The organism is Haloarcula sp. CBA1122, from assembly GCF_009741785.1.
Taxonomy (GTDB): Archaea; Halobacteriota; Halobacteria; order Halobacteriales; family Haloarculaceae; genus Haloarcula; species Haloarcula hispanica.
Genome location: NZ_WPCB01000013.1, coordinates 46,111 through 66,948 on the forward strand (window position 1 = coordinate 46,111; position 20,838 = coordinate 66,948).

17 protein-coding genes and 3 pseudogenes are annotated in these 20,838 nt (G+C 63.8%); 9 read left to right on the top strand and 11 right to left on the bottom strand.

Going from position 1 to position 20,838, the window contains the following annotated elements; all coding sequences use genetic code 11:
* Window positions 1-151: 151 nt before the first annotated feature.
* The 3 genes from GJ630_RS07275 to GJ630_RS07285 all read left to right on the top strand — a co-directional run bounded on the left by GJ630_RS07275 (window position 152) and on the right by GJ630_RS07285 (window position 5,315).
* Complete coding sequence (locus GJ630_RS07275; RefSeq protein WP_146417376.1) at window positions 152-742, top strand: winged helix-turn-helix transcriptional regulator; 591 nt, start codon at window positions 152-154, stop codon at window positions 740-742.
* Window positions 743-871: 129 nt separating this feature from the next.
* Complete coding sequence (locus GJ630_RS07280) at window positions 872-3,508, top strand: heavy metal translocating P-type ATPase (protein WP_191449636.1); 2,637 nt, start codon at window positions 872-874, stop codon at window positions 3,506-3,508.
* A 52-nt stretch (window positions 3,509-3,560) separates the two neighbouring features.
* Complete coding sequence (locus GJ630_RS07285; protein ID WP_050037821.1) at window positions 3,561-5,315, top strand: AarF/ABC1/UbiB kinase family protein; 1,755 nt, start codon at window positions 3,561-3,563, stop codon at window positions 5,313-5,315.
* A 30-nt stretch (window positions 5,316-5,345) separates the two neighbouring features.
* On the opposite strand, the gene GJ630_RS07290 is transcribed toward GJ630_RS07285, so the two are convergent.
* Window positions 5,346-6,872, bottom strand: a complete 1,527-nt coding sequence (locus tag GJ630_RS07290) for a cryptochrome/photolyase family protein (protein WP_191449637.1) — start codon at window positions 6,870-6,872, stop codon at window positions 5,346-5,348.
* Between the two features lie 170 nt (window positions 6,873-7,042).
* On the opposite strand from GJ630_RS07290, the gene GJ630_RS07295 reads away from it, so the two are divergent.
* On the top strand, window positions 7,043-7,600 hold the full coding sequence (locus GJ630_RS07295) for a halocyanin domain-containing protein (protein WP_014040026.1): 558 nt from the start codon (window positions 7,043-7,045) through the stop codon (window positions 7,598-7,600).
* A gap of 21 nt (window positions 7,601-7,621) precedes the next feature.
* On the opposite strand, the gene GJ630_RS07300 is transcribed toward GJ630_RS07295, so the two are convergent.
* Both GJ630_RS07300 and GJ630_RS07305 read right to left on the bottom strand, forming a co-directional pair.
* Window positions 7,622-7,924 carry a hypothetical protein gene (locus tag GJ630_RS07300; RefSeq protein ID WP_014040025.1) on the bottom strand — a complete coding sequence of 101 codons (303 nt, stop codon included), beginning with the start codon at window positions 7,922-7,924 and terminating at the stop codon, window positions 7,622-7,624.
* A complete protein-coding gene (locus GJ630_RS07305) occupies window positions 7,921-8,283 on the bottom strand; it encodes a helix-turn-helix domain-containing protein (protein WP_014040024.1) in 363 nt (120 codons plus the stop codon). The genes GJ630_RS07300 and GJ630_RS07305 overlap by 4 nt, the downstream gene beginning before the upstream one ends.
* Before the next feature lie 319 nt (window positions 8,284-8,602).
* Here GJ630_RS07305 and GJ630_RS07310 point away from each other — a divergent pair, with 319 nt between their 5' ends.
* The gene (locus GJ630_RS07310) at window positions 8,603-9,427 is read left to right on the top strand and encodes a halocyanin domain-containing protein (protein ID WP_165353788.1); all 825 of its coding nucleotides are present in this window, start codon (window positions 8,603-8,605) and stop codon (window positions 9,425-9,427) included.
* 24 nt (window positions 9,428-9,451) lie between these two features.
* Here GJ630_RS07310 and GJ630_RS07315 read toward each other — a convergent pair whose 3' ends face one another.
* A complete protein-coding gene (locus GJ630_RS07315; protein ID WP_014040022.1) occupies window positions 9,452-10,225 on the bottom strand; it encodes a fumarylacetoacetate hydrolase family protein in 774 nt (257 codons plus the stop codon).
* 163 nt (window positions 10,226-10,388) lie between these two features.
* On the opposite strand from GJ630_RS07315, the pseudogene GJ630_RS07320 reads away from it, so the two are divergent.
* The 4 genes and pseudogenes from GJ630_RS07320 to GJ630_RS07335 all read left to right on the top strand — a co-directional run bounded on the left by GJ630_RS07320 (window position 10,389) and on the right by GJ630_RS07335 (window position 14,375).
* Window positions 10,389-11,122 (top strand): annotated as a pseudogene (locus GJ630_RS07320) (prephenate dehydrogenase/arogenate dehydrogenase family protein).
* Window positions 11,119-12,599: pseudogene (locus GJ630_RS07325) on the top strand (small ribosomal subunit Rsm22 family protein). The pseudogenes GJ630_RS07320 and GJ630_RS07325 overlap by 4 nt, the downstream one beginning before the upstream one ends.
* Before the next feature lie 36 nt (window positions 12,600-12,635).
* Window positions 12,636-13,445: a 5'/3'-nucleotidase SurE gene (gene surE / locus GJ630_RS07330; RefSeq protein WP_014040019.1), complete on the top strand. Its 810-nt coding sequence runs from the start codon at window positions 12,636-12,638 to the stop codon at window positions 13,443-13,445.
* Window positions 13,446-13,451: 6 nt separating this feature from the next.
* A complete protein-coding gene (locus GJ630_RS07335; protein WP_146417382.1) occupies window positions 13,452-14,375 on the top strand; it encodes a DMT family transporter in 924 nt (307 codons plus the stop codon).
* 1 nt (window position 14,376) lies between these two features.
* Here GJ630_RS07335 and GJ630_RS07340 read toward each other — a convergent pair whose 3' ends face one another.
* From GJ630_RS07340 to GJ630_RS07370, 7 genes and pseudogenes are all read right to left on the bottom strand, one after another.
* Window positions 14,377-15,636 (bottom strand): DHHA1 domain-containing protein, encoded by a 1,260-nt coding sequence (locus GJ630_RS07340; protein WP_191449639.1) that lies wholly within the window; start codon window positions 15,634-15,636, stop codon window positions 14,377-14,379.
* Window positions 15,637-16,144: 508 nt separating this feature from the next.
* Window positions 16,145-17,719 carry a methyl-accepting chemotaxis protein gene (locus tag GJ630_RS07345; protein WP_050007371.1) on the bottom strand — a complete coding sequence of 525 codons (1,575 nt, stop codon included), beginning with the start codon at window positions 17,717-17,719 and terminating at the stop codon, window positions 16,145-16,147.
* 2 nt (window positions 17,720-17,721) lie between these two features.
* On the bottom strand, window positions 17,722-18,003 hold the full coding sequence (locus GJ630_RS07350) for a hypothetical protein (RefSeq protein ID WP_050007372.1): 282 nt from the start codon (window positions 18,001-18,003) through the stop codon (window positions 17,722-17,724).
* Window positions 18,004-18,227: 224 nt separating this feature from the next.
* On the bottom strand, window positions 18,228-18,626 hold the full coding sequence (locus GJ630_RS07355; RefSeq protein ID WP_129756112.1) for a hypothetical protein: 399 nt from the start codon (window positions 18,624-18,626) through the stop codon (window positions 18,228-18,230).
* 62 nt (window positions 18,627-18,688) lie between these two features.
* Window positions 18,689-19,500: pseudogene (locus GJ630_RS07360) on the bottom strand (HD domain-containing protein).
* 46 nt (window positions 19,501-19,546) lie between these two features.
* Window positions 19,547-20,014 (bottom strand): peroxiredoxin, encoded by a 468-nt coding sequence (locus GJ630_RS07365; RefSeq protein ID WP_014040014.1) that lies wholly within the window; start codon window positions 20,012-20,014, stop codon window positions 19,547-19,549.
* A 56-nt stretch (window positions 20,015-20,070) separates the two neighbouring features.
* On the bottom strand, window positions 20,071-20,316 hold the full coding sequence (locus GJ630_RS07370; RefSeq protein WP_004515651.1) for a hypothetical protein: 246 nt from the start codon (window positions 20,314-20,316) through the stop codon (window positions 20,071-20,073).
* Window positions 20,317-20,838: the final 522 nt, after the last annotated feature.

Genomic DNA, 20,838 nt, shown 5'->3' on the forward strand with positions numbered 1-20,838 from the left:
TGGGTTGCTGTCGGAGAAGGATATAATAGTTTCTATCTAACTATAGAATTAGACGGATCTAATCGAGTGCACTGCTCCTGTCTGAAACGCGATCTTTGGCACAGGAACAAGCGGACACAACGCATAAACCGACGCTCCAAGTTGGTCCGATATGCCCGGACTCGACGATACTGACCACGAAATCCTCCGGTTGCTGCTCGAAGACGCGAGGCGACCATACAGCGACATCGCCGAACGAGTTGACCTCTCGGCCCCTGCAGTCTCCGACCGCGTCGACCGGCTCGTCGAAATGGGACTGATACAGGGGTTTACCGTCGATGTCGACCGCTCACTGTTACAGGCCGGCGTGCCGGTCCTGATCGAAGTAGACGCGAAGCCGGGTCGGGCCGCCGACATCGCTGCGGCGGTCAGCGACGCTGACACCGTCGAGCGTGTCTATCGGACCGCCGGCGGCCGGGTGGTGCTGGCGGCGAACGTCTCCCAGTCCGACGCGAGCGAACTCCTCGCTGAACACGTCGACCTCGGGGACGTGGACCGCTACGAGGTGCGGATGATCGCAGACAGCGAGTGGACCGTCGGACTGGGTACGGCAGAGTTCGCGCCCGACTGCGCGGAGTGTGGCAACTCCGTCGACGAGGAAGGCGAACAGCGCACGCTCGACGGGGAGCGGTACTACTTCTGCTGTGGGTCCTGTGCGGAACGGTTCGTCGACCAGTACGAGTCGCTGAAAGACAGGGTCTGAGCTGCGAGTGGTACTTCAGGATAGTATCTAAGCGGCTGTTTGAGTTTACTTCTGAACCTATTAGTCGAATCTGACCTTCGGATCGAAGGCACAAACCGCATGAACATGAGGGGCGTATAGGAAGACAAGATGAGTGACCGAACCACCCGGCTCGAACTGACGGGAATGAGCTGTGCCAACTGCGCGGGCACGATTGAGGAGTCGGTGGGCGAGTTGGACGGGATTGCGTCCGTCGACGCGAACTACGCCACCGACGAGGGGAGCGTCGAGTACGACCCCGATGTGGTATCGCTAGCTGATATTGTCGCCGCCGTCCAGGACGCCGGCTACGGCGTCGCGACGGAGACGGTGACCGTCGGTATCACCGATATGTCGTGTGCGAACTGCGCGGACACCAACGAAGAGGCGCTGAAAGCGACTGCGGGCGTCATCGAAGCCAGCGTGAACTACGCCACCGACGAAGGTCAGGTCACCTACAACCCGGCCGACGTGTCGCGTTCGGACCTCTACGACGCCATCGAGTCCGCCGGCTACACGCCTGTCAGAGAGGGTAGCGGGAGTGAAAACGGCGGTGACGGCTCCGGCGGTGAGCAGTCCAGCGCTGACCGCCGCGCCGCCGCACGTAACGAGGAGACGCGAAGACAGCTCCGGCTCACGCTGTTCGGAGCGGTGCTGTCGGCCCCACTCCTGCTGTTCATGGCGGACCACCTGTTCTCGCTCGGCCTCGTCGACGAGACGGTTCTGGGGGTGCCACAGGGATGGGTTGCGTTCGCGCTCGCGACGCCGGTCCAGATTCTGCTGGGCAAGCCCTTCTACGAGAACTCCTACAAGGCGCTGGTCAACAACGGCCGGGCGAACATGGACGTGCTCATCGCCCTGGGTTCCTCGACGGCGTACGTCTACTCAGTGGCCGCGCTGGCGGGTCTCATCGCGAGCACGGGGCTGTACTTCGACACGGCCGCGCTGATTCTCGTGTTCATCACGCTCGGGAACTACCTCGAAGCCCGCTCGAAGAGCCAGGCCGGGGCCGCCATCCAGCAACTCCTCGAGATGGAAGCCGACACGGCAACGGTCGTCCGCGAGGACGGCAGCGAGGAAGAGATTCCCATCGACGAGGTCGGGGTCGGCGACCGGCTGAAAGTCCGCCCCGGGGAGAAGATTCCGACAGACGGCGTCGTGGTAGACGGCGACTCAGCGGTCGACGAGTCGATGGTGACCGGCGAGTCCGTTCCGGTCGAGAAAGGCGAGGGCGACGAGGTCATCGGCTCGACAGTGAACCAGAACGGCGTCCTCGAAGTCGAGGCGACGAAGGTCGGCTCGGAGACCGCCATCCAGCAGATCGCCGATCGGGTCCGGCAGGCCCAGTCCCGCCAGCCCGACATCCAGAACGTCGCCGACCGCATCTCGGCGTACTTCGTCCCGGCAGTCATCGCCAACGCCGTCCTCTGGGCGGTGCTGTGGGCGGTCGCGCCGGAGACGCTGGCCGCCGTCGTCGACGCGCTCCCGCTGTGGGGACTGGCCGCGGGTGGCCCGGCCGGCGTCGGCGTGAGCGAGTTCGCCGTCGTCGTGTTCGCCTCCGCCGTGCTCATCGCCTGCCCCTGCGCGCTGGGGCTGGCGACGCCCGCTGCGACGATGGTCGGGACGGCAATCGGCGCACGCAACGGCGTTCTGTTCAAGGGCGGGGACGTGCTCGAACGCGTCCACGAGGTCGACACCGTCGTCTTCGACAAGACGGGGACGCTGACGAAAGGTGAGATGGAACTCACAGATGTCGAGGTCGTCGGTCCCGCTGCGGACGGCGGGGCGCTCAAGCCCGAGCGCGAACGGAGCGAGGAGTTCGTGCTCGAAGTCGCCGCAAGCGCCGAACACGCCAGCGAGCACCCGCTGGCCGAGGCCATCGTCGAGGGCGCACGGGAGCGCGGTGTCGAGGTCGAAGACCCCGACACGTTCGAGAACGTCCCCGGCCAGGGCGTGAAAGCGACGACGCGCCACGGTCGCGTCCTCGTCGGCAACCGGAAACTGCTGTCCGAGGCCGGCGTCGACACCGCCCCGGCAGAGGAGCGGATGGACGCGCTCGAACGCGAGGGTAAGACGGCGATGCTGGTCGCGCTGGCCGAAGATGCAGGCGGTGACGACACCGAGGGCGACAAGGACCCGGACTACCGGCTCCTGGGCATCGTCGCCGACGCCGACACAGTCAAAGAGTCCGCGAAGGCCGCCGTAAGCGGTTTGCGAGAGCGCGGACTTGGCGTCTGGCTCATCACCGGCGACAACGGGCGGACCGCGCGCGCCGTCGCCGAAGAAGTCGGTATCGACCCCGATAACGTGATGGCCGACGTGTTGCCCGAGGACAAGGCCGACGCCGTCGATGACCTCCAGAGCGACGGCGATCAGGCGATGATGGTCGGCGACGGCGTCAACGACGCGCCCGCGCTGGCGGCCGCGAGCGTCGGCTGTGCCATTGGTTCGGGGACCGACGTGGCAATCGAGGCCGGCGACGTGACGCTGCTCCGGGACGACCCCGCCGACGTGGTGAAGGCCATCCGGGTCTCTGAGGCCACGCTCGGGAAGATCAAGCAGAACCTCTTCTGGGCGCTCGGGTACAACACCGTGATGATTCCGCTTGCCTCGCTGGGACTGCTCCAGCCGGTGCTGGCCGCTGCCGCGATGGCCGCCTCGTCCGTGTCGGTGCTCGCAAACAGTCTCGCGTTCCGCCGGTACACGCCGGATTCGGAGTATCGCCTGCTCGGCTTCCTCCGTCGCTGAGCGGGACCCGTCTCCAGCAGACTCATCTGTCGCCGGGCCTCATCTACGAACAGTGACTGCTGAGGAGCGTGTCGCCGACGAACCGACGGGAGGGACAGTGTCACAGCCGGGCGGTGTCGGCGTCAGGCTCCGGGCGCTCTGGCGGGCGCTCGTCATCGTCTGGCAGTTCGTCCCGCTGCTTTGGCAGTGGGGGCGGGACCGAAAGCGGTTCCTCCTGTTCGGTCGGTCCCGGTCAGTGACCCCCGAGACACGGATGCGGCGCGCTCGTTACCTGAAAAACACATTCGTCGACCTCGGACCGGCGTTCATCAAGCTCGGGCAGATGCTGTCGACCCGGCCTGACGCCCTGCCGCGGGCGTACGTGGACGTGCTCTCGGAGCTACAGGATAACGTTCCACCGGACGCGTGGGCCACCATCGAGCCTGTCATCGAACGGGAACTGGGCGACGACATCGACGCGCTGTTCGAAGAGTTCGACACGACAGCCATTTCGGGAGCCTCGCTGGGCCAGGTGTACGAGGCACAGATCGGCGGCCAGCGGGTCGCCGTGAAAGTGCTTCGACCCAACATCAGAACGCGCGTCGAATCCGACCTGCGCGTGCTGTCGACGCTGCTGCCCGTGCTCACCTACGGCGCGGACCCGGGCCAGGCATTTACGCTGGAAAATCTCACCGAAGAGTTCGCAACGACGGTCCGCCGGGAGATGGACTACGGCCACGAGGCGCGAATGCTCCGTGAAATCGGCGACAACTTCGCAAACGACGACGACATCGCCATCCCGGACGTCGTCGGGAGCCACTCGACGGACCGCGTGCTGACGATGACGTACCTCGACGGCGTGAAAATCGACGACGTAGAGCGTCTGGACGAACTCGGCATCGACAGGCCGGCACTCGTCCGGCGGCTCGAAGAGGTGTACATCCAGATGATCGTCGAGGACGGCCTCTTCCACGCTGACCCCCATCCCGGCAATCTGGCAGTCCAGCCCGACGGGACGCTCGTCTTCTACGATTTCGGGATGACCGGCTACCTCGGTCCCCGGACACAGGACCAACTGCTGGATTTCTACGTCGGGCTGGCGACCGACGACGTGGACCGCGTGATGGACGCCTTCGTCGAGATGGGCGCGCTGGACCCGATGGCCGACCGCGAGGTGATGCGAGAGGCGTTCGACATCGTGATCGAGCAGTTCCGCGGCGAGGACATCAGCGAGTACCGAATCGAACAGTTAGTCGGCCAGTTCGAGACGCAACTGTACGAGTTCCCGATGCGCCTGCCACAGGACCTGGCGCTGGTGGTCCGGGTAACGACGGTCCTCGAAGGCGTCTGTCGGACGCTCGACCCCGAGTTCGACTTCATCGAGATCATCTCCGAGTACGTCATGGAGCAGGGCGCTGGGGACGATCTCCGGGAGCGGATCAAGACGGAAATCCAGGAGACGGTGACGGACTCGACCCGGTCGGCGGTGCGGACAGCGCCGAAGATGGAGAACGCACTCGATAGGGTCGAGCGCGAAGAACTGCTCGTCAAGACCGTCCTCGAAGACTCCGACGGACTGAGCCGGGTGCTCGCCAAGCGGCTCCTGCTCGGTATCGTCGCCAGCGCCGGCGTGCCGGTGAGTGCCTACCTCTACACCGTGAACGGGCTCCAGCCCGCCGGACTCGCGCTGGGCGGGAGCGCCGCGGTGCTTGGGATTCTCGCGTGGTCGTTCCGCCGACGCCGCGGATCGGCGCTGTCGTCGCCGCAGTTCACTCGTCACGAGATGCAACAGCGGCAGGCGGCCGATGCGGTGGAGGGAGAAGAGTAGCCGAGCGGCGCTCGCGGGGCACGGTCGCGCTCAGAGGTCGCCAGCGGCCGCCATTTCCCGAATCTCTGCGGCTCGCTCGCGTATCTCTGTGAGTTCCTCGTCGCTCTTGTTGTCGACGTGGCTGTACATCAGCCCCATTCGATGGTTGGACCGGAGTGTATCTTCGTTTCGGTCCAGGAAGTCCCAGTACAGCGCGTTGAACGGACAGGCACCCTCGCCGGTCGTCTTCGTCTTGTAGTACGGACAGCCCGAGCAGTAGTCGCTCATCTTGTCCACGTAGTTCGCCGACGAGGCGTAGGGTTTGGTGGCGAACACGCCCGCGCCGTATAGCCCCATCTCGACGACGTTCGGCGTCGTCACCCAGTGGAAGGCGTCGACGTAGCCGGCGTGGAACCAGCGGTTCAGTTGCGCCGGCTCGACGCCGTAAATGAGACCGAAGTTCGCGAGAATCATCAGCCGCTCGATGTGGTGTGAGTAGCCCCGCTTCCGGACGCCGTCGACCACGTCGGAGAGACATGCCATGTCGGTGTCGCCGTCCCAGTAGAAGTCCGGCAGGGCCTCGCTCGCGCCGAGCTGGTTCGCCGCGGCGAGGTCCGGCATCTCCCGGCGGTAGACGTGCCGGAGGAACTCGCGCCACCCGAGCACCTGCCGGACGACCCCCTCCACGCTGTGCAGCGGCGCGTCGCCGTCCTCGTAGGCAGCGATAGCGCGTTCAATGACCTCGTCAGGGCCGAGGAGTCCCAGATTGAGCGACGTGGAGAGCAGACTGTGGCTCATCGCCCACTCGTCCTCCAGCATCGCGTCCTGGTACGGCCCGAACTCCGGTAGTCGGCTCGTAACGAAGTGGTCCAGGGCGCGGACGGCCTGCCGCCGAGTGACGGGCCAACGGAACGGCTCTGGGTCGGCCCAGTCACCGCCGTATGGTCGCTCGTCGTAGCTCCCCTCGAACGTTTCCTCGACCCACTCGATGACGTCCCGGGTCACGTCGTCCGGCTCGAACAGCGGTGGCTCCGCCGGGGTCCACTCATCGGGTGGCGTCTCCCGGTTCTGGTCGTCGTAGTTCCACTCGCCGCCGACCGGGTCGCCGTCGGCCATCAGATAGCCCGTTTCTCGGCGCATGAACCGGTAGAAGTCCTCGTGGCGGTAGCGTCCGTCCCCAACCCACCCGTCGAACTGCGAAGGGGGGCAGAGGAAGCGTTCGTCGGGGACGAACTCGACCGCTCCGCCAGCGTCGGCAACCAGTGATTCGAGTCGCGCCTGCGCGGACTCGGTCTGTGGTCGGTGAGTTACGAGCGCGTCGTCCGGATTGGCCTCGAAATGTGCCGCCAGTCCGTCCTCGAAGGTCTCCGTCTGGCGGTACTGGACCGTCCGACCGGCGTCCCGGAGGTCGTCGCGAAAATGCCGCATTGCGCTGAACAGCAGAATCAGCTTGTGTGGGTGGTACGGCAGTTTGCGGGCGAACGACTGCGCCTCTATCAGGAGCACCGGCTCGTCGGGTCGGTTGTCGACGGGGCCGGACCGGCGGAGGAGGTGGTCGCCCCGGAGCCAGACGGTCATTTGTGAACGGACACTCCCATTGGCTGTACTGTGGGCCCGAGTCCGCATCAATCCCCGTCCGAACTGTGTTGGTATCGCCACACCGCAGGGCGGTACAAACCTCAATTATTGTTCCCGTCCAAACGACAGAAACGACTTCCTTATAAGTGCAGAGTCATAACTCTAGTTGCATGACAGACGACCTCGACAGGCGGACGTTCATCCGCACGACGGCAGCCGTATCAGGCGCTGGACTCCTTGCTGGCTGTGGCGGGTCCGGCGGCGATGGTGGCAGCGGCGAAACGGAAGCCACCGAAGCAGAGGAGATGGCTACCACTGAAGCCGAGGAGATGGACACCGAGAGCAGCGGTGGGATGGAGACCGTCGAAGCATCGAGCGAAGTGGCGGACTACGTCGGTGAGTCGTCCAACTTCGACGGCAACACGGTCGTGATGACTGACCAGAACGAGGTCTCCGTTGCAGTCGGCGCCGAGGGGAACGGCGGCGCGTTCGCCTTCGATCCGCCCGCGATCAAAGTCTCGACCGGAACGACGGTCGTCTGGGAGTGGACCGGTGAAGGGGCCGGCCACAACGTCAAGTCCGAAGGCGACGGCCCGCTCGACTCGGGCTCGGCTGTCTCAGAGGAAGGAACCACCTACGAGTACACGTTCGAGGAAACCGGCACCTACCTCTACAACTGTGTCCCGCACAAGGCGCTCGGGATGGTCGGCGCAGTCGTCGTCGAATAACCCATAGTTAGCGGCCAGTTTTTATCGCTTTACTAGCGCGGAGCGACTGGTGACGTACAGCGAGTACGCGATGACCGCGAAGCCGACCGCGGTGAGCGCGTTCTCGAAGATCAGTGCAGCGTTGGTACTCAGGCCGAACAGTTGGTCTGCGACGCCGGCGATGAGCGACCCAACGGTGATAGTCGCGAATCCGACGGCGAGATACGTGAGTCCGGTCGCCCTCGTTTTCAGTGCCGCGCGGGTTGCGAAGTAGGTGATGAGCCCGCCAAGCAACACTGTCACAGTCTTGAATCCGATGACGATGAGTGGGATATCTCCGTTCATAGTTCCTCGCTGACGCGCGACCACAGGAGTGCGAGCCGTTCGCTCGGCCGCTCCTCGGCCGGCAGAACGTCGATCTCGAACGCGCCGTCGGCATCGACGCCAACGAACACGCCGCCACAGTCCCGGACGTACGCCGTCGCGTGATGGCCGTCGGGGCGCACCTCCGTCTCCTCGGCGACCAGTTCGGCCTCGCTCAGCTGTTCGAGCTTCCGGTAGGTGCTTGTCTGGGGCAGATCACAGACCGAGGCGACCTCCTTGGCTGGCAGCGGCTCGTCGAGCACCCTGAGTATGTCGCGACAGTCAGGGTCGGCGAGGGCGTCGAACAGCGCCTGTGTCTCGCTCGCGTCGTTGTGTGCCACGGAGGGACCCTCTCAGGTGGACGGTCGGGGGTGGTTCTGCGGGCGGTTCGATTTCGATATGACGGGGCAGCGACGTGAAACCTGTGGGATACTGCGACTCCGGAGTCCTGCGATACTCCGGTAGCAGCTCCCACCCAGTGTCGGGAATATAAAGCACCCTCAGATAAAGGGCGACCGTTTGTTTCCAGAATCTGGAAAGGGCACACCCCATTTTCTATCATCCAATAACAACAACTAGCTTGCTATGCAACGGCCCTCCACTCGCAGACAGTTTCTCGCAGGCACAGGATTGGCAGCCCTCGCCGTTACCGCCGGGTGCGTGTCCTCGGGGAGTAGCTCTGAGCCAGCGGCGGAAACCGGCACCGAGACCGCGACTGCAACCGAAACCGCTACAGCGACCGAAACTGCAACGCCTGAATCGACACCCGAGTCCCTCGACGACTGGCTCGACGACGCCAACGGCTACGACGGCGAGATCCGCAGATACGGACCGCAGTCCCGACCAACAATTATGCTTGGCGAGGAGACAGACGGTGGACTGGCGTTCAGCCCACCAGCCATCGAAGTTCCACCAATGACGAACGTTCGGTGGGACTGGACGGGACACGGCGGCCAGCAGAACGTCGTCGCGCTCGACGGCACCTTCGACAGCGGCCGGACGAACGCCCAGTCCGGGACGATGTATCACTACTTCTTCGAGGAGCCCGGCGAGTACCGCTACGTCTCCGAACCCCATCGCGACGATGGCATGAAAGGTGCGATTATTGTGAAAGAGCCACCGTCTTCAGGCAATGCAACTGTCGACGAGTGGCTCGCAGCCGCGAGTAACTTCGACGGCACCATTGCCGACCGCACCGACACAGACACTGCAACTGTTACGGCCGGTGTGGAAGGGAACGGTGGGGAGTTCGCGTTCGGCCCCCCGGCGCTGAAGATCTCGACCGAGACGACCGTCCGCTGGGAGTGGACCGGCGAGGGAGGGCCACACAACATCGTCTCAAAAGGCGATGGCCCGCTCAACTCGGAACTCGTCGCCGAGGAAGGAAACACCTACGAGCACACCTTCGCGGAAACCGGGACCTACCTGTACTCCTGTAAACCGCATAAGGGCCTGGGGATGAGAGGCGCAGTCGTCGTGGAATAACTACCGAACTAGTGTGGCAGCCGCCTACGGAATCTTGACGCTGTGTTTGAGCGTGCCGATACCTTCGATTTCGACTTCGACTTCGTCGCCGTCCTCCATCGGTCCGACGCCTTCGGGCGTCCCCGTGGCGATGACGTCGCCGGGCTCTAGGGTCATGTACGACGTTATCTCCGCGATCAGTTCCGGGATTGAGAAGATGAGGTGCTCGCGGGAGGAGGACTGCTTCGTCTCGCCGTTCAGTCGGAGTTCAATGCTGGCGTCCTCCGGGACGTGTTCCGGCGTGGCCACAAGCGGGCCGATGGGACAGGCGTTGTCGAAGGCCTTCCCGCGGACCCAGTTCTGTTCCTGTCGCTGGTCGTCGCGGTTCGAGATATCGTTGACGCAGGTGTAGCCCGCGACGACGTCCATCGCGCCCGATTCACTGACGTTCCGGCACTGCTCGCCGATGACGACGCCGAGTTCGGCCTCGTAGTCGATGCGCTCTTTCCCCGAGGGCATCGTGAGGTGCTTGCCGTGGGACGCGACGGCGTTCGGGGCTTTGAGGAACAGCATCGGCCTGTCCGGGAGGTCCGAGTCCATCTCCTCGGCGTGGTCGGCGTAGTTGCGCCCGATACAGACGACTTTCGTCGGCTCACAGGGCGGGAGGATGTCTACCTCGTCGGGGTCGTAGGACTCGTCGCCAAAGGCGATACGGCCGTACGGTCCGGCGGCGGCGGTGACGACGGGGTCGCCGTCCTCGACGGTCCAGCGGCCTCCCCGGACGTTCCCCGCGGTATCACGGAATCGAACGCGCTTCATGTCACCGTTCTCTCAGGGCCGACAGATAAGCGTTTAGGAGGGGGAAACCGGACCACAGCGGGCTGTTCGACGGCTGTCTACCCTGCCATCGTCACCTGCGGTGTCGCGGTGAGTGGGAGTGTGACCGAACGGCTTTTGAGACGGGACGGGCTACGCTGGGCCGATGAACGTCCTCGTCGTTGGCGCCGGCGCGATGGGCCAGTGGTTCGCGCGCACGGTCCGGACCCACGCCGACGCGTCCGTCGCCTTCACCGACCTCGACCAGTCGGCCGCCGAAGCCGCTGCCGACGCAGTCGGCGGGCGCGCTGTCGCCAGCGACGCGGCCGAAACTTTCGACGTCGTCTGTATCGCGGTGCCGATGCCCGTCGCCGAGACGGCCATTCACGAGTTCGCGCCGCTGGCTACGGGTGCAATCGTCGATGTGACTGGGAGCATGGCCGGCCCCGTCGCAGCGATGCAGGACGCGATGCCTGACGGCCAGCGACTGAGTCTCCACCCGCTGTTCGCCCCCGAGAACGCGCCCGGCAACGTCGCCGTCGTCAACGACGCGTCAGGTCCCGGTGCTGCTGCCGTCGTCGACGCACTCGCCGAGGCCGGCAACAACTGCTTCGAGACGACAGCGACGGAACACGACGAAGCCATGGAAACAGTCCAGGCCAGTGCCCACGCGGCCGTACTCGCGTTCGCGATGGCCGCCGCCGACGTGCCCGACCGGTTTCAGACGCCGATTTCGGCTGGCCTGTTCGACCTCGTCGAGCAGGTCACCGGCGGCGACCCGCGGGTGTACGCCGACATCCAGAACACCTTCGACGGCGCAGACGCGGTCGCCGACGCCGCCCGACAGATCGCCGATGCGACGCGGACACCTTCGAACGGCTCTACGAGCAACTTTCATGAACCAGGATACACGCCAGCAGATACGCGAAAACGCCCAGTACCTCCGTAACGTCCGACCGCTGGACCCCGAGGAGCTACACGAGTACGTCGAGGGCCAGCCCCATCCCGCCGTCGTCAAGCAGGTACTTCAAGAGGAGGCGTTCGATCTGGGCATCGTCGAACAGGACGACGGGACCTTCGTTCCGGCACCCGAGGGACGGTTCTCGGTGGATTTCGACGGTGTCGAGCGGTTCCCAGACCGCTACGAACAGCAGGTCATCGACCTGTTGACAGAGTGGGGCGGACTGGAGTGGCACAGCGGCGACAGCGGTGACGAACTCCGTGAGCGCATCCGCGACATCAAGGAGCGGTATCTCCAGGGCCAGGCCGTCGAGTACGACGAACTGACGGCGCTTGGCTACGCCGTCTATCACTTGCCCGACTACTACGCTGTGGCCAAGTACGTCCTTGCGGACCTCGTCGCAGACGGTCTGCTCCCGTCACAGCTCCGAGTTCTGGATGTCGGGGCCGGTGTCGGCGGCCCGGCGCTCGCCCTGCGCGACCTGCTTCCGGACGACGCGCTGCTGGACTATCACGCCGTCGAACCGAGCGCCGCCGCGGACGTGCTGGAGAGCCTACTGGAAGACAGCGGTCAGAACGTCCGCTGGGAGATTCACCGGGCGCTCGCCGAGGAGTTCGACCCGTCGTCGCCGGTTCCCGGTGACGACAGCGGTGGGGCTGGCGACGACAGCGGCAGCGGTGCCGATGGCGGCGACAACAACGCCGAGGGCTACGACCTCATCATCTTCGGCAACGTCCTCAGCGAACTCGACGACGCGGCGGCGACCCTCTACCGGTACGTCGAGGCGCTTGCGACGACGGAACGTTGCTGGCGCTGGCCCCGGCTGACCGGAACACGGCCATACAGCTCCGCCAGGTCGAGCGCGAGGTGGCCGACGGCGGCCCGGCGACGGTGTACGGGCCGACGGTACGGCTCTGGCCCCACCAGTCCCCCGACAGCGAATCGTGGTCGTTCGACCGCAAGCCCGACATCGAAGTGCCGACGATGCAACAGCGCCTCGACGACCCCGCGGGCGGGACGGGCGAGTTCGTCAACACGGACGTGCAGTTCGCCTACAGCGTCCTCCGGACCGACGGCAAGCGAAAGCACGACGTGACGCCGGACCGGGGCATCCACGCGCCGATGGCCGACGCCGAGAACTACGTCACCGACCGGGTGAACTTCCTGGGTGTGAAACTCAGCCACGACCTCGCCGAGCGGGAGGGCGCAAATCCGCTGTATCTGCTGGGCGACGGGAGCCAGCAGGTCGACCACTTCGCCGTGCTCACGGAGGCGTCGATACTGAACGAGGACCTCCGGAAAGCCGACTACGGCGACCTGCTGTCCTTCGAGAACGCGCTGGTGCTCTGGAACGACGACGAGGAGGCCTACAACGTCGTCGTCGACGGCGAGACGGTCGTCGACCGTGCCCGCTAGCGGTGGGCTTTTCTCGCAGACGGCCCGACAGAGCGTATGGACGAGCCGACGATTCTGCTGACGAACGACGACGGCATCGAGAGCGCCGGCCTCCGGGCGGTGTACGACGGTCTCTCGACAGTCGGCGACGTGACTGCGGTCGCCCCGGCGGAGGACCAGAGCGCGGTCGGCCGAGCTATCTCACACGAAGTGACCGTCCACGAGCACGAGCTCGGCTACGCCGTCGAGGGAACGCCCTCGGACTGCGTCGTGGCGGGGCTCGAAGCACTCGTCACCGACACCGACCTCGTGGTCGCGGGCTGTAACCGCGGGGCGAACCTCGGCGCGTACGTCCTCGGCCGCTCGGGGACCGTCAGCGCCGCCGTCGAAGCCACCTTCTTCGACGTGCCGGCGATGGCCGTCTCGATGTATATCCCGGTCCGCGAGGACGCTGCTTTCGCGGACATCGAGGCCAACGGCGACAGCTACGGCGAGGCCGCCAGGGCGACGACCTACCTCGCCGACCACGCCGTCGACGCCGGCGTGTTCGAGCAGTGTGACTACCTGAACATCAACGCCCCCGTTGCCGAGTGGGGCGACGCACAGATGACGGTCACGCGACCCTCGCACGAGTACGAGATGGACGCCGTCCAGGAAGGCGACGCCGTGACGCTCCACGACCGCATCTGGGAGCACATGGCTGAGGGCGACATTCCCGACCCCGAGGGGACCGACCGCCGTGCCGTCGTCGACGGGAAGGTCAGTGTCTCGCCGCTGACCGCGCCACACACCACGGAGCACCACGAAGCCCTCGACGCCATCGCAGAGACGTACGAGCCGGGCGACGGCGGCGAGGCGGCCGACTGACCGGAAATGCGGTTCCGCAACGCCATCCTCTTCGTCGCGCTCGCCGTCGCCTGGGGCAGCGCCTTCACTGCTATCAAAGCCGGGCTGGAGTACTTCCCGCCGGTCCTGTTTGCGGCGTTCCGGTACGACCTCGCCGGGCTGTTGATGCTCGGCTACGCGGTGTACGCCACCGACCAGTGGCTCCCGAAGAGTCGGACCGACTGGATCGTTGTGGGTATCGGCGGCTCACTCCTGATCGCCGCGTACCACATCTTCCTGTTCGTCGGCGAGCAGGGTACCACCAGCGCCGCCGCCGCTATCGTCGTCAGCCTCTCGCCGATTCTCACGACTGGGTTCGCCCGCGCGTTCCTCCCGGACGAACGGCTCACGGCGCTGGGTATCGTCGGCCTGCTCATCGGGTTCGTCGGTGTCGGTGTTCTCAGCAACCCCGATCCGGGGAACCTTCTGGACCCCCGAACCGTGTCGCTGTTCTTGGTGTTCCTCGCAACCACGTCGTTCGCCCTCGGGAGCGTGCTGACCCGGCGGTTCGACGACGACTTAGAGATCGAGACGATGGAAGCGTGGTCGATGCTGCTCGGTGCGGTGCTTATGCACGGCGTCAGCCTCGGGGCCTCCGAGTCGATAGCTGACGTCCAGTGGACTGCTGAAGCCGTGCTGGCCCTGCTGTATCTGGTCGTCGTCGCCAGCGCGCTTGGCTTCCTCATCTACTTCGACCTGCTGGAGCGACTCGGGCCCATCGAGATCAACCTCGTCTCCTACGCCGCACCAGTCGTCGCCGCCGCCACTGGGCTGCTGTTCCTCGGTGAGACACCGACAGTCTACACGGGTGTCGGATTCGCCTGTATCCTCGTCGGGTTCGCGCTGTTGAAACGGGATGCGCTGCGAAACGAGGTCGCCCGGTTCAGCGGGACGCCGAACCGAGGCGATTGAGTCAGTCGCCGTGGTCTGGCGCCGCTGACACGTCCCGGAGGAACGCGACGATATCGTCCCCCTCAGCATCGAGTCCCCCGCCCTGTGCCACCGTCGGCCGCCCGCCGCCACCGCCACCGAACTCCGACGTCACTCGGTCGACCACCGCGCCGGCATCGACGCCGCCTGTCGTCGCGACACCCAGATACTGGCCGTCGGCGTCCACTAGCGCGGCCACGTCGACCTCATCACCGACGGCTTGCTCCGCTCGGTCGGCCAGTCCGTTCGCGTCGAGACCCGTGACTGTGCCGACGAGCCACTTCTGCCCGTCCGCTTCGATAGCGTCCTGGCGCAGGTCAGCGAGACGAGAATCGACGAGACGCTCTCGAAGGGCCGACACCGTGTCCCGGAGGTCGTCGCGCTCTGACTGGAGGCTATCGACAGCATCCGGGAGTTCGGCAACGTTCGTATCCAGCGACTGGGCGGCAGCCATCGCCCGCTCGTGTTCGGTCGCCCGCTGACGGATTGCTCGCGGCCCGACGGCGAACTCGACACGAGTCAGCCCCTCGCCGGGATTGGATCGACCGAGCACCGTCACCGGTCCGATCTCTCGCGTGTTCCCGACGTGTGTCCCACCGCAGGCCGCCACGTCCCAGTCTTCGATGGTGACGACCCGGACTGTCTCGCCCTCGATTCCCTCTTCGGTCTTCGTACTGAACGCGATATCGTCGCGGTCCAGTGCCTCGTCACGCGGGATTTCTTCCCAGGTCACGTCGTAGGACTCCCAGACGGCGCGGTTAGTCAGCCGTTCGAGTTCGGTGAGCGTTTCGTCGTCGATTTCGGTCGTCGTTTCGAAATCTACCCGCACCTTTCCGGTGATAGCCGGCTCAAAGTCGTCGTCACCGGCGTCTTCCGGGACCGTCGCGCTGATGTCGAAGCCGCCGTAGCCGAGGTCCGACAGCAGCCGGCGACCAGCGCCGTAGAGGACGTGGCTGGCCGTGTGGGCACGCATACAGTACGTCCGAAACGCCGTGTCGATCTGGCCTTCGACCGTCTCGCCCGGGTCGAACGCCGGCGGCTCGGCCAGTTCGTGGACGATATCGCCGTTCCGGTGCTGGACGTCGACGACTTCAACGCCACCGAGAGTTCCCCGATCCGCCGGCTGGCCGCCGCCTTCGGCGTAGAAGTACGTCTCCGTTAGCACGACAGCGGTCGTATCGATACGTTCGACAGTCGACGTGAACGTCGTCACAGTGGGCTCGGCTGCGGCTGTTCCCGTCATCGGGCGTGGCTACGTCGGCGCGAACAAAAACATCTGGGCGTGCCCCGGACGGACGAGTGTCCGGGACCATCCGGTCGACAGTAGCGCGGTTTTCGTGCGTGCCGGGGTAGTGTGGCCCAATCACTGCTCTGGCTGTTCGCAGTCGTGCTGTTCCCGACGCTTCTGTACGCAGCCGGTAAGCGGGACCGGCGTGAGCTAACCTGCGCGTAACTGGGGGAGTGGACAGGCTGAACGGTGGGACAGCGGCGTCTGACGCTCGGCAGACGGGCTATCAGGATCGGCGTCACGTCCTGCGGTTTTCACTTTCACCGTGAATTACCCGATTATATAGGGCCTGGCTCCCTGTCTGGCAATATGATCGAGCGATTACGCCGGGTCGTGGGGACTCGACAGCGGTCACATCTGGAGTGTCGACGCTGTGGAACCACCATCGAAACGGATAGCTCGACCTGCCCGGCCTGTGGCTCCGGCAACATCGCGCAGTACGATCTATAGGGTTGCGTCCCAGCTAGTCCGTCGTAGCTTCCGCACTCACAGCCCTTGACTGGGCCTGTTGTTCCTGTACGTCGAATTGAGCGACGAGCGAGAGCAATCGCTCTGCACTGTCTGACAGCGAGTCGGCACTGGTCGCGATCTCCTGAATCGTCGCGGTCTGTTCCTCCGTAGCCGCGGACACTTCCTGTGCCTGCTCGGCTGTCCGGTCGCTGATCGATGTCACCTCGTCCAGCATCGTGACGACCTTCTGTCCGGAATCAGCCTGTTGATCGGTGGCTTGGCTGATCGACTGGATTGAACTGCTCGCCTCCTCGACTTCGGTGACGATTCGGTTCAGTGCGGTAGCTGTCTCGTCAATCGTCTCCCGAGTTTCCTCGACCTCCGACTGCGTGTCGTAGATGTCGTTGGCGACACTCTCTGTCGAGTCCTCGATTCCCTCAATGAGCGTCTCGACTTCCTGGGTCGCGTCAGCAGTCTCGCCGGCCAGCGATTTGATTTCGGATGCGACAACGGCAAATCCTTCACCCGCTTCGCCGGCGCGCGCGGCCTCAATTGACGCATTGAGCGCGAGCATGTTCGTCTGTTCCGCGATATCGTTTATTAGGTTCACAACCTCCTCGATTCGCTCGACAGCGTTTTCGAGGTCTGTTACTTCTGAGACGGTTTCATCAGTCCGGGTTTCAAGCGTGGCCATCTTCTCGACGGCTGTCGCGGCCGCTTCTTCGCCCTCCTGCCCCAGTTCTGCGGCCTGCTGCGACTGGGTGGCGACTTCCTCCGACGAAGAGGCTATCTCCTCGATCGTCGCGGATAGGTCGCTCATCTCGCTGCTCGCTTCGTTGAGTTTCTCGTTCTGTGTTTCCGTTCCGGCGGAAATCTCCTCAGTGCTCTCAGCGACCTCCGAACTGGCGGACCGAATATCCGAAGCGCCGCCTGTGACTTCTGTGCTTTCCGTGTCAACCTGCCGTGCGAACGATTGGATCTCGGCGATGACGGTCTGGAGTTCGTCCATCATCGCGTTGAACCCCGTCCCGATGCGCGACATCGCATCGTTCCGACTGTCCGCGTCGACCCGGACCGTGAGGTCGCCGGCCGCCGCCCGTTCCATCGCCTGACCGTATGATTCGGCGGTCGCTTCCAGATCTGCGGTCAAATCCTCAAGTTCCGCCTCGCGCTCCTCAATTTCTGCGCGCGCTTCTTCCGATTCACGCTGTGCCTCTTTGGCTTGCTTACGTTGCTTCGTCGCCTTCTCTTTCGCCTGCTCCGCTTCCTGTCGCTTCGTCTCGGCCTCGTCGACCAGCTCCTGCATCTCTGTGACCAGCGAGAGGGTGGCCGTGCCCCCGATGGCGAAGACGGCAACAGTCGATGTCATAAGCGGGCCTGTGGCCAGGTTGAACACTTCCTCGTAGATCCCGGCCTTCTCGAACATGAGGCTGACCGTCCAGACGGCACCAAGCGTCGATGCAAAGCTGAACGTCAGCCAGAAGGCCGACTCGGCCTCAGTGTCTCGATAATTGAGCCATCCGAGCGCTGTCGCAGCGAGAAAGCCGAGCGCGCCCAAACCGTCGAATAGAGGTGCAATCCCGACCATTGTTATCCCTTAGTCTTGATCCGGTTTTCCCGGCGGAGATAGGCGGCCAGAGAGAAAGTAAGACCGGCCACACCGATACCGACGCCGTGCTCAACGAAGTTTAGCACATCGCCGAGAACAACCGCTTCAAGGTTCGTTGCGACCATGCCAACCACAAGAAGAACGTACCCAACAGTGAACCACCGGGTCTCCTCGCGATACTGTGAGAGAACGGGTATTAAACCGATTACCGCGACGAGCAGACCAACTACTTCCAGTGTTCCAAATGGGCCAATTCCAACCATGGATTGAACAAGTTTTGACGTTTAAAAAGGTTCTCGGCCCTGGCATCAGAATCGATAATAATACCAGTTTTAACATTATATACCAATATTTACCCGTCGATAGTTACGACAACCACAGTACTCCTGCGCGTGCAGAAAACACGTCACTGCTGTGCTGTGTAAAGCGAATATGAAAGCGTTACAACGAGAGAGATGCTGAATCAAAAAGAAGGGCTGTCCTCGGGTTACTGTTCGACGCCCATCCAAGTATCGGACGTTATTTTCGCCGCAGAGTTGTCCGGATGTGTCATAGTGAGTTGGTCTCCAGATTCGACTGCGATGAGGTCGACAGTGTTGGTTTCCGTGTGATTTCGGGTCGGATACGTAAACGGTCGTGACCGCGTCGGAAGGTCGCTGATCGACGGACACTCCGGCGGCGTAACGACGTCGTCAGCGAACCCATCGGTGTGAATCGTCGACTGTGGCTTGTCTCGACCACGTCTATCAAGCCACTCAGAACATTTCTCCCCAAACGAAATGGTCTCAATGGCTGAGCGCACGCGGTACCTGACCCGGTCCAAAAGCGAGGGTGGCGGCACGTCGCCGTCGTCCGTCCTGGCCCGGGCACCCCGTGGCTCATCCATGGGTGTGAGACTCATAGACATAGCTAGGGAAGCACGGTACAAAACCGTTGTGTCGATCCGGTTTAGAGTTCGATTCGCTCGACGATCTGATTGCCGTCCTCCCGGGTGTTGAGCGCGACGATACGGACGTGTTCTTCCAAGCCAGAGTCCCTGAGTTTGGCTTTCAGAAGATTATCGACTTGGTAGACGCCGGCCGCGTTGTTCATCGAAATTTCGACGAGGACGGGATAGTCGTCGCCTGGGCTCAGCGTAACCGTCTCGATGGCCTGGCTGGAGACGGTATCGATACCGCGGCCGCCGTGCTTGTACGGAATGCGCGACCGACCGCGCTCCATGTCCAGCGCGTCGGCGACGCGAACGACGCCGGCTTCCAGCGTCAGCGGGTTTTCCTCGGTGTGATGGCAGAGAATGGCATGGAGAACCTCACCCTTTACCTGAACCGCCTGACGGATGCCGTAGAACTCCGGGAGGATGTCATCGAGGATGTCAGCCGCCAGCGGGATCGAATAGTACGGGTGTGAATCGCGGTGGACGACGTGCCCGATGTCGTGGAGCGTCGTCGCAAGTGCGATGATGACAGCCTCGTCAGCCTCGTCGAGGCCGTGGTCGGCCGCACCGTTGAACTCGACGCCGCCCTGCTTGAGGAGGTCATACAGGCACAGTGCTCGGTTCCGAACGATACCGATGTGTTTCGCGCCGTGGTCGTTGTACTGTTTGCGCGCGACGGGATTGATGTTCTGGCTTCGAGATACGCCTGGATCTCCTCGTCAGTCGTAATAGTGTCGAGAACTGCGTTCAGTCGCCCGTCCGGGAACGCGTGGTCTGCCTCGGGGTCGTAAATCCGGCCGCTGGCATTGTCTCTATCAACGCTCATACCACATCCCAAACGACCCACAGCGAAAAATCCCCCACCGGCGCGATCAGGTGGCGGCGTCGATAACTTCGTCGTAGTCCGGTTCGACGCCAGGGTCGTCGCTGACCCAGGCGTACGTGACTTCCCGGTCTTCGTCGATAACGAAGACGGCCCGCTTGGCGACGTTCGGAACGCCCAGCGCCTCGAAGTCCATCGAAATGTCGTAGGCGTCGACGATTTCGCGCCCGGAGTCGCTGACGAGGTCGAACTCGAGTCCCAGTTCGTCACGGAACGCGTTCTGTGAGAACGGCGTATCGATGCTGACACCGTACAGCGTCGCCCCCGCCTCGGTGAGTTCGTCGAGTCGGTCCTGGAACGAGTTCATCTCGTGACTGCAAACGCTGGTGAACGCGCCCGGGAAGAACGCGAGCACGACCGGCCCATCGTCAACTGCCTCGGATAGCGTTATCTCATCAACGTCGCCATTGGCAATCGGTGCCGTGAAATCGGGTGCAGCGTCTCCGACTGATACCATACTGGCGACCTGGGTCGTGGCAGATAAAACCCTTTCCGACGCGGACGAGTCCCGAATCAGAACTGCGCGAACTTCGCGGTGACCTCGTCGATCCACTCCGGCAGTTCGCGGTCCGCGAGTGTCCCGTCGGCGTCACGAGTCGTGACGACGTCTGCGATTTCGCCCTCGCGCGTGATATCGAGTCGCCACACCCCATCAGCCTCGATATCGACCCGAACGACGTCCTCTCCGACCGGTTTGATCGGTCGAATCGTTACCTCTTCCCCGCTCCTGACTTCCATCGTGTGACTATCGGCCGGCATCTGGTCTCTCTGAGCGCCCGACGGTAGTTATATCCCCGGGCGGAGAGTGCACCTGCCCGGCGCTGTGGCTGGTGATACTGTCGGCTGTAACTATTTCAAGATATTCCTCACCCCGGGCGAAATTCTTCACAGACGTACAGCCGACAGGATGAGCAGTGGCTTAACCAGAATATAATAAATTGACAGGACCGTGTAGCCGGTACTGCGGGTGCGAACCCGCACGCAGGCAAATCCGACGCCGGACATGGCTACGGAAATCGTGTCACCTGAACAGCCCCAGCTATCGACTCAGTCCCGTGGACATGCTGCGGTGTATCTGTCGACGTGCCAACCCAAGCCAGCGACACCGGGAAGTCAGAGACCGAGTGCCTCGTGTTGCCACTTCCGAGCCACACCCATTCCCCACTCCTCCTGTGTCAGGCCTCGCCGTCGGTTCCCGGCGAGGCCGTTTCGACAGACCAAGCGGCCACGGCTCGGTGATGACTAACGGTCTGTCTGCTGGCCACGCCAGACAGTACTGGA

Excerpts from the sequence above, each read along its gene's own strand:
- GJ630_RS07275 (WP_146417376.1), top strand. The coding sequence starts at position 152 with ATGCCCGGACTCGACGATACTGACCACGAAATCCTCCGGTTGCTGCTC.
- GJ630_RS07280 (WP_191449636.1), top strand. The coding sequence starts at position 872 with ATGAGTGACCGAACCACCCGGCTCGAACTGACGGGAATGAGCTGTGCC.
- GJ630_RS07290 (WP_191449637.1), bottom strand. The coding sequence starts at position 6,872 with ATGACCGTCTGGCTCCGGGGCGACCACCTCCTCCGCCGGTCCGGCCCC.
- GJ630_RS07295 (WP_014040026.1), top strand. The coding sequence starts at position 7,043 with ATGACAGACGACCTCGACAGGCGGACGTTCATCCGCACGACGGCAGCC.
- GJ630_RS07300 (WP_014040025.1), bottom strand. The coding sequence starts at position 7,924 with ATGAACGGAGATATCCCACTCATCGTCATCGGATTCAAGACTGTGACA.
- GJ630_RS07315 (WP_014040022.1), bottom strand. The coding sequence starts at position 10,225 with ATGAAGCGCGTTCGATTCCGTGATACCGCGGGGAACGTCCGGGGAGGC.
- surE (WP_014040019.1), top strand. The coding sequence starts at position 12,636 with ATGGACGAGCCGACGATTCTGCTGACGAACGACGACGGCATCGAGAGC.
- GJ630_RS07335 (WP_146417382.1), top strand. The coding sequence starts at position 13,452 with ATGCGGTTCCGCAACGCCATCCTCTTCGTCGCGCTCGCCGTCGCCTGG.
- GJ630_RS07340 (WP_191449639.1), bottom strand. The coding sequence starts at position 15,636 with ATGACGGGAACAGCCGCAGCCGAGCCCACTGTGACGACGTTCACGTCG.
- GJ630_RS07345 (WP_050007371.1), bottom strand. The coding sequence starts at position 17,719 with ATGGTCGGGATTGCACCTCTATTCGACGGTTTGGGCGCGCTCGGCTTT.
- GJ630_RS07350 (WP_050007372.1), bottom strand. The coding sequence starts at position 18,003 with ATGGTTGGAATTGGCCCATTTGGAACACTGGAAGTAGTTGGTCTGCTC.
- GJ630_RS07355 (WP_129756112.1), bottom strand. The coding sequence starts at position 18,626 with ATGGATGAGCCACGGGGTGCCCGGGCCAGGACGGACGACGGCGACGTG.
- GJ630_RS07365 (WP_014040014.1), bottom strand. The coding sequence starts at position 20,014 with ATGGTATCAGTCGGAGACGCTGCACCCGATTTCACGGCACCGATTGCC.
- GJ630_RS07370 (WP_004515651.1), bottom strand. The coding sequence starts at position 20,316 with ATGCCGGCCGATAGTCACACGATGGAAGTCAGGAGCGGGGAAGAGGTA.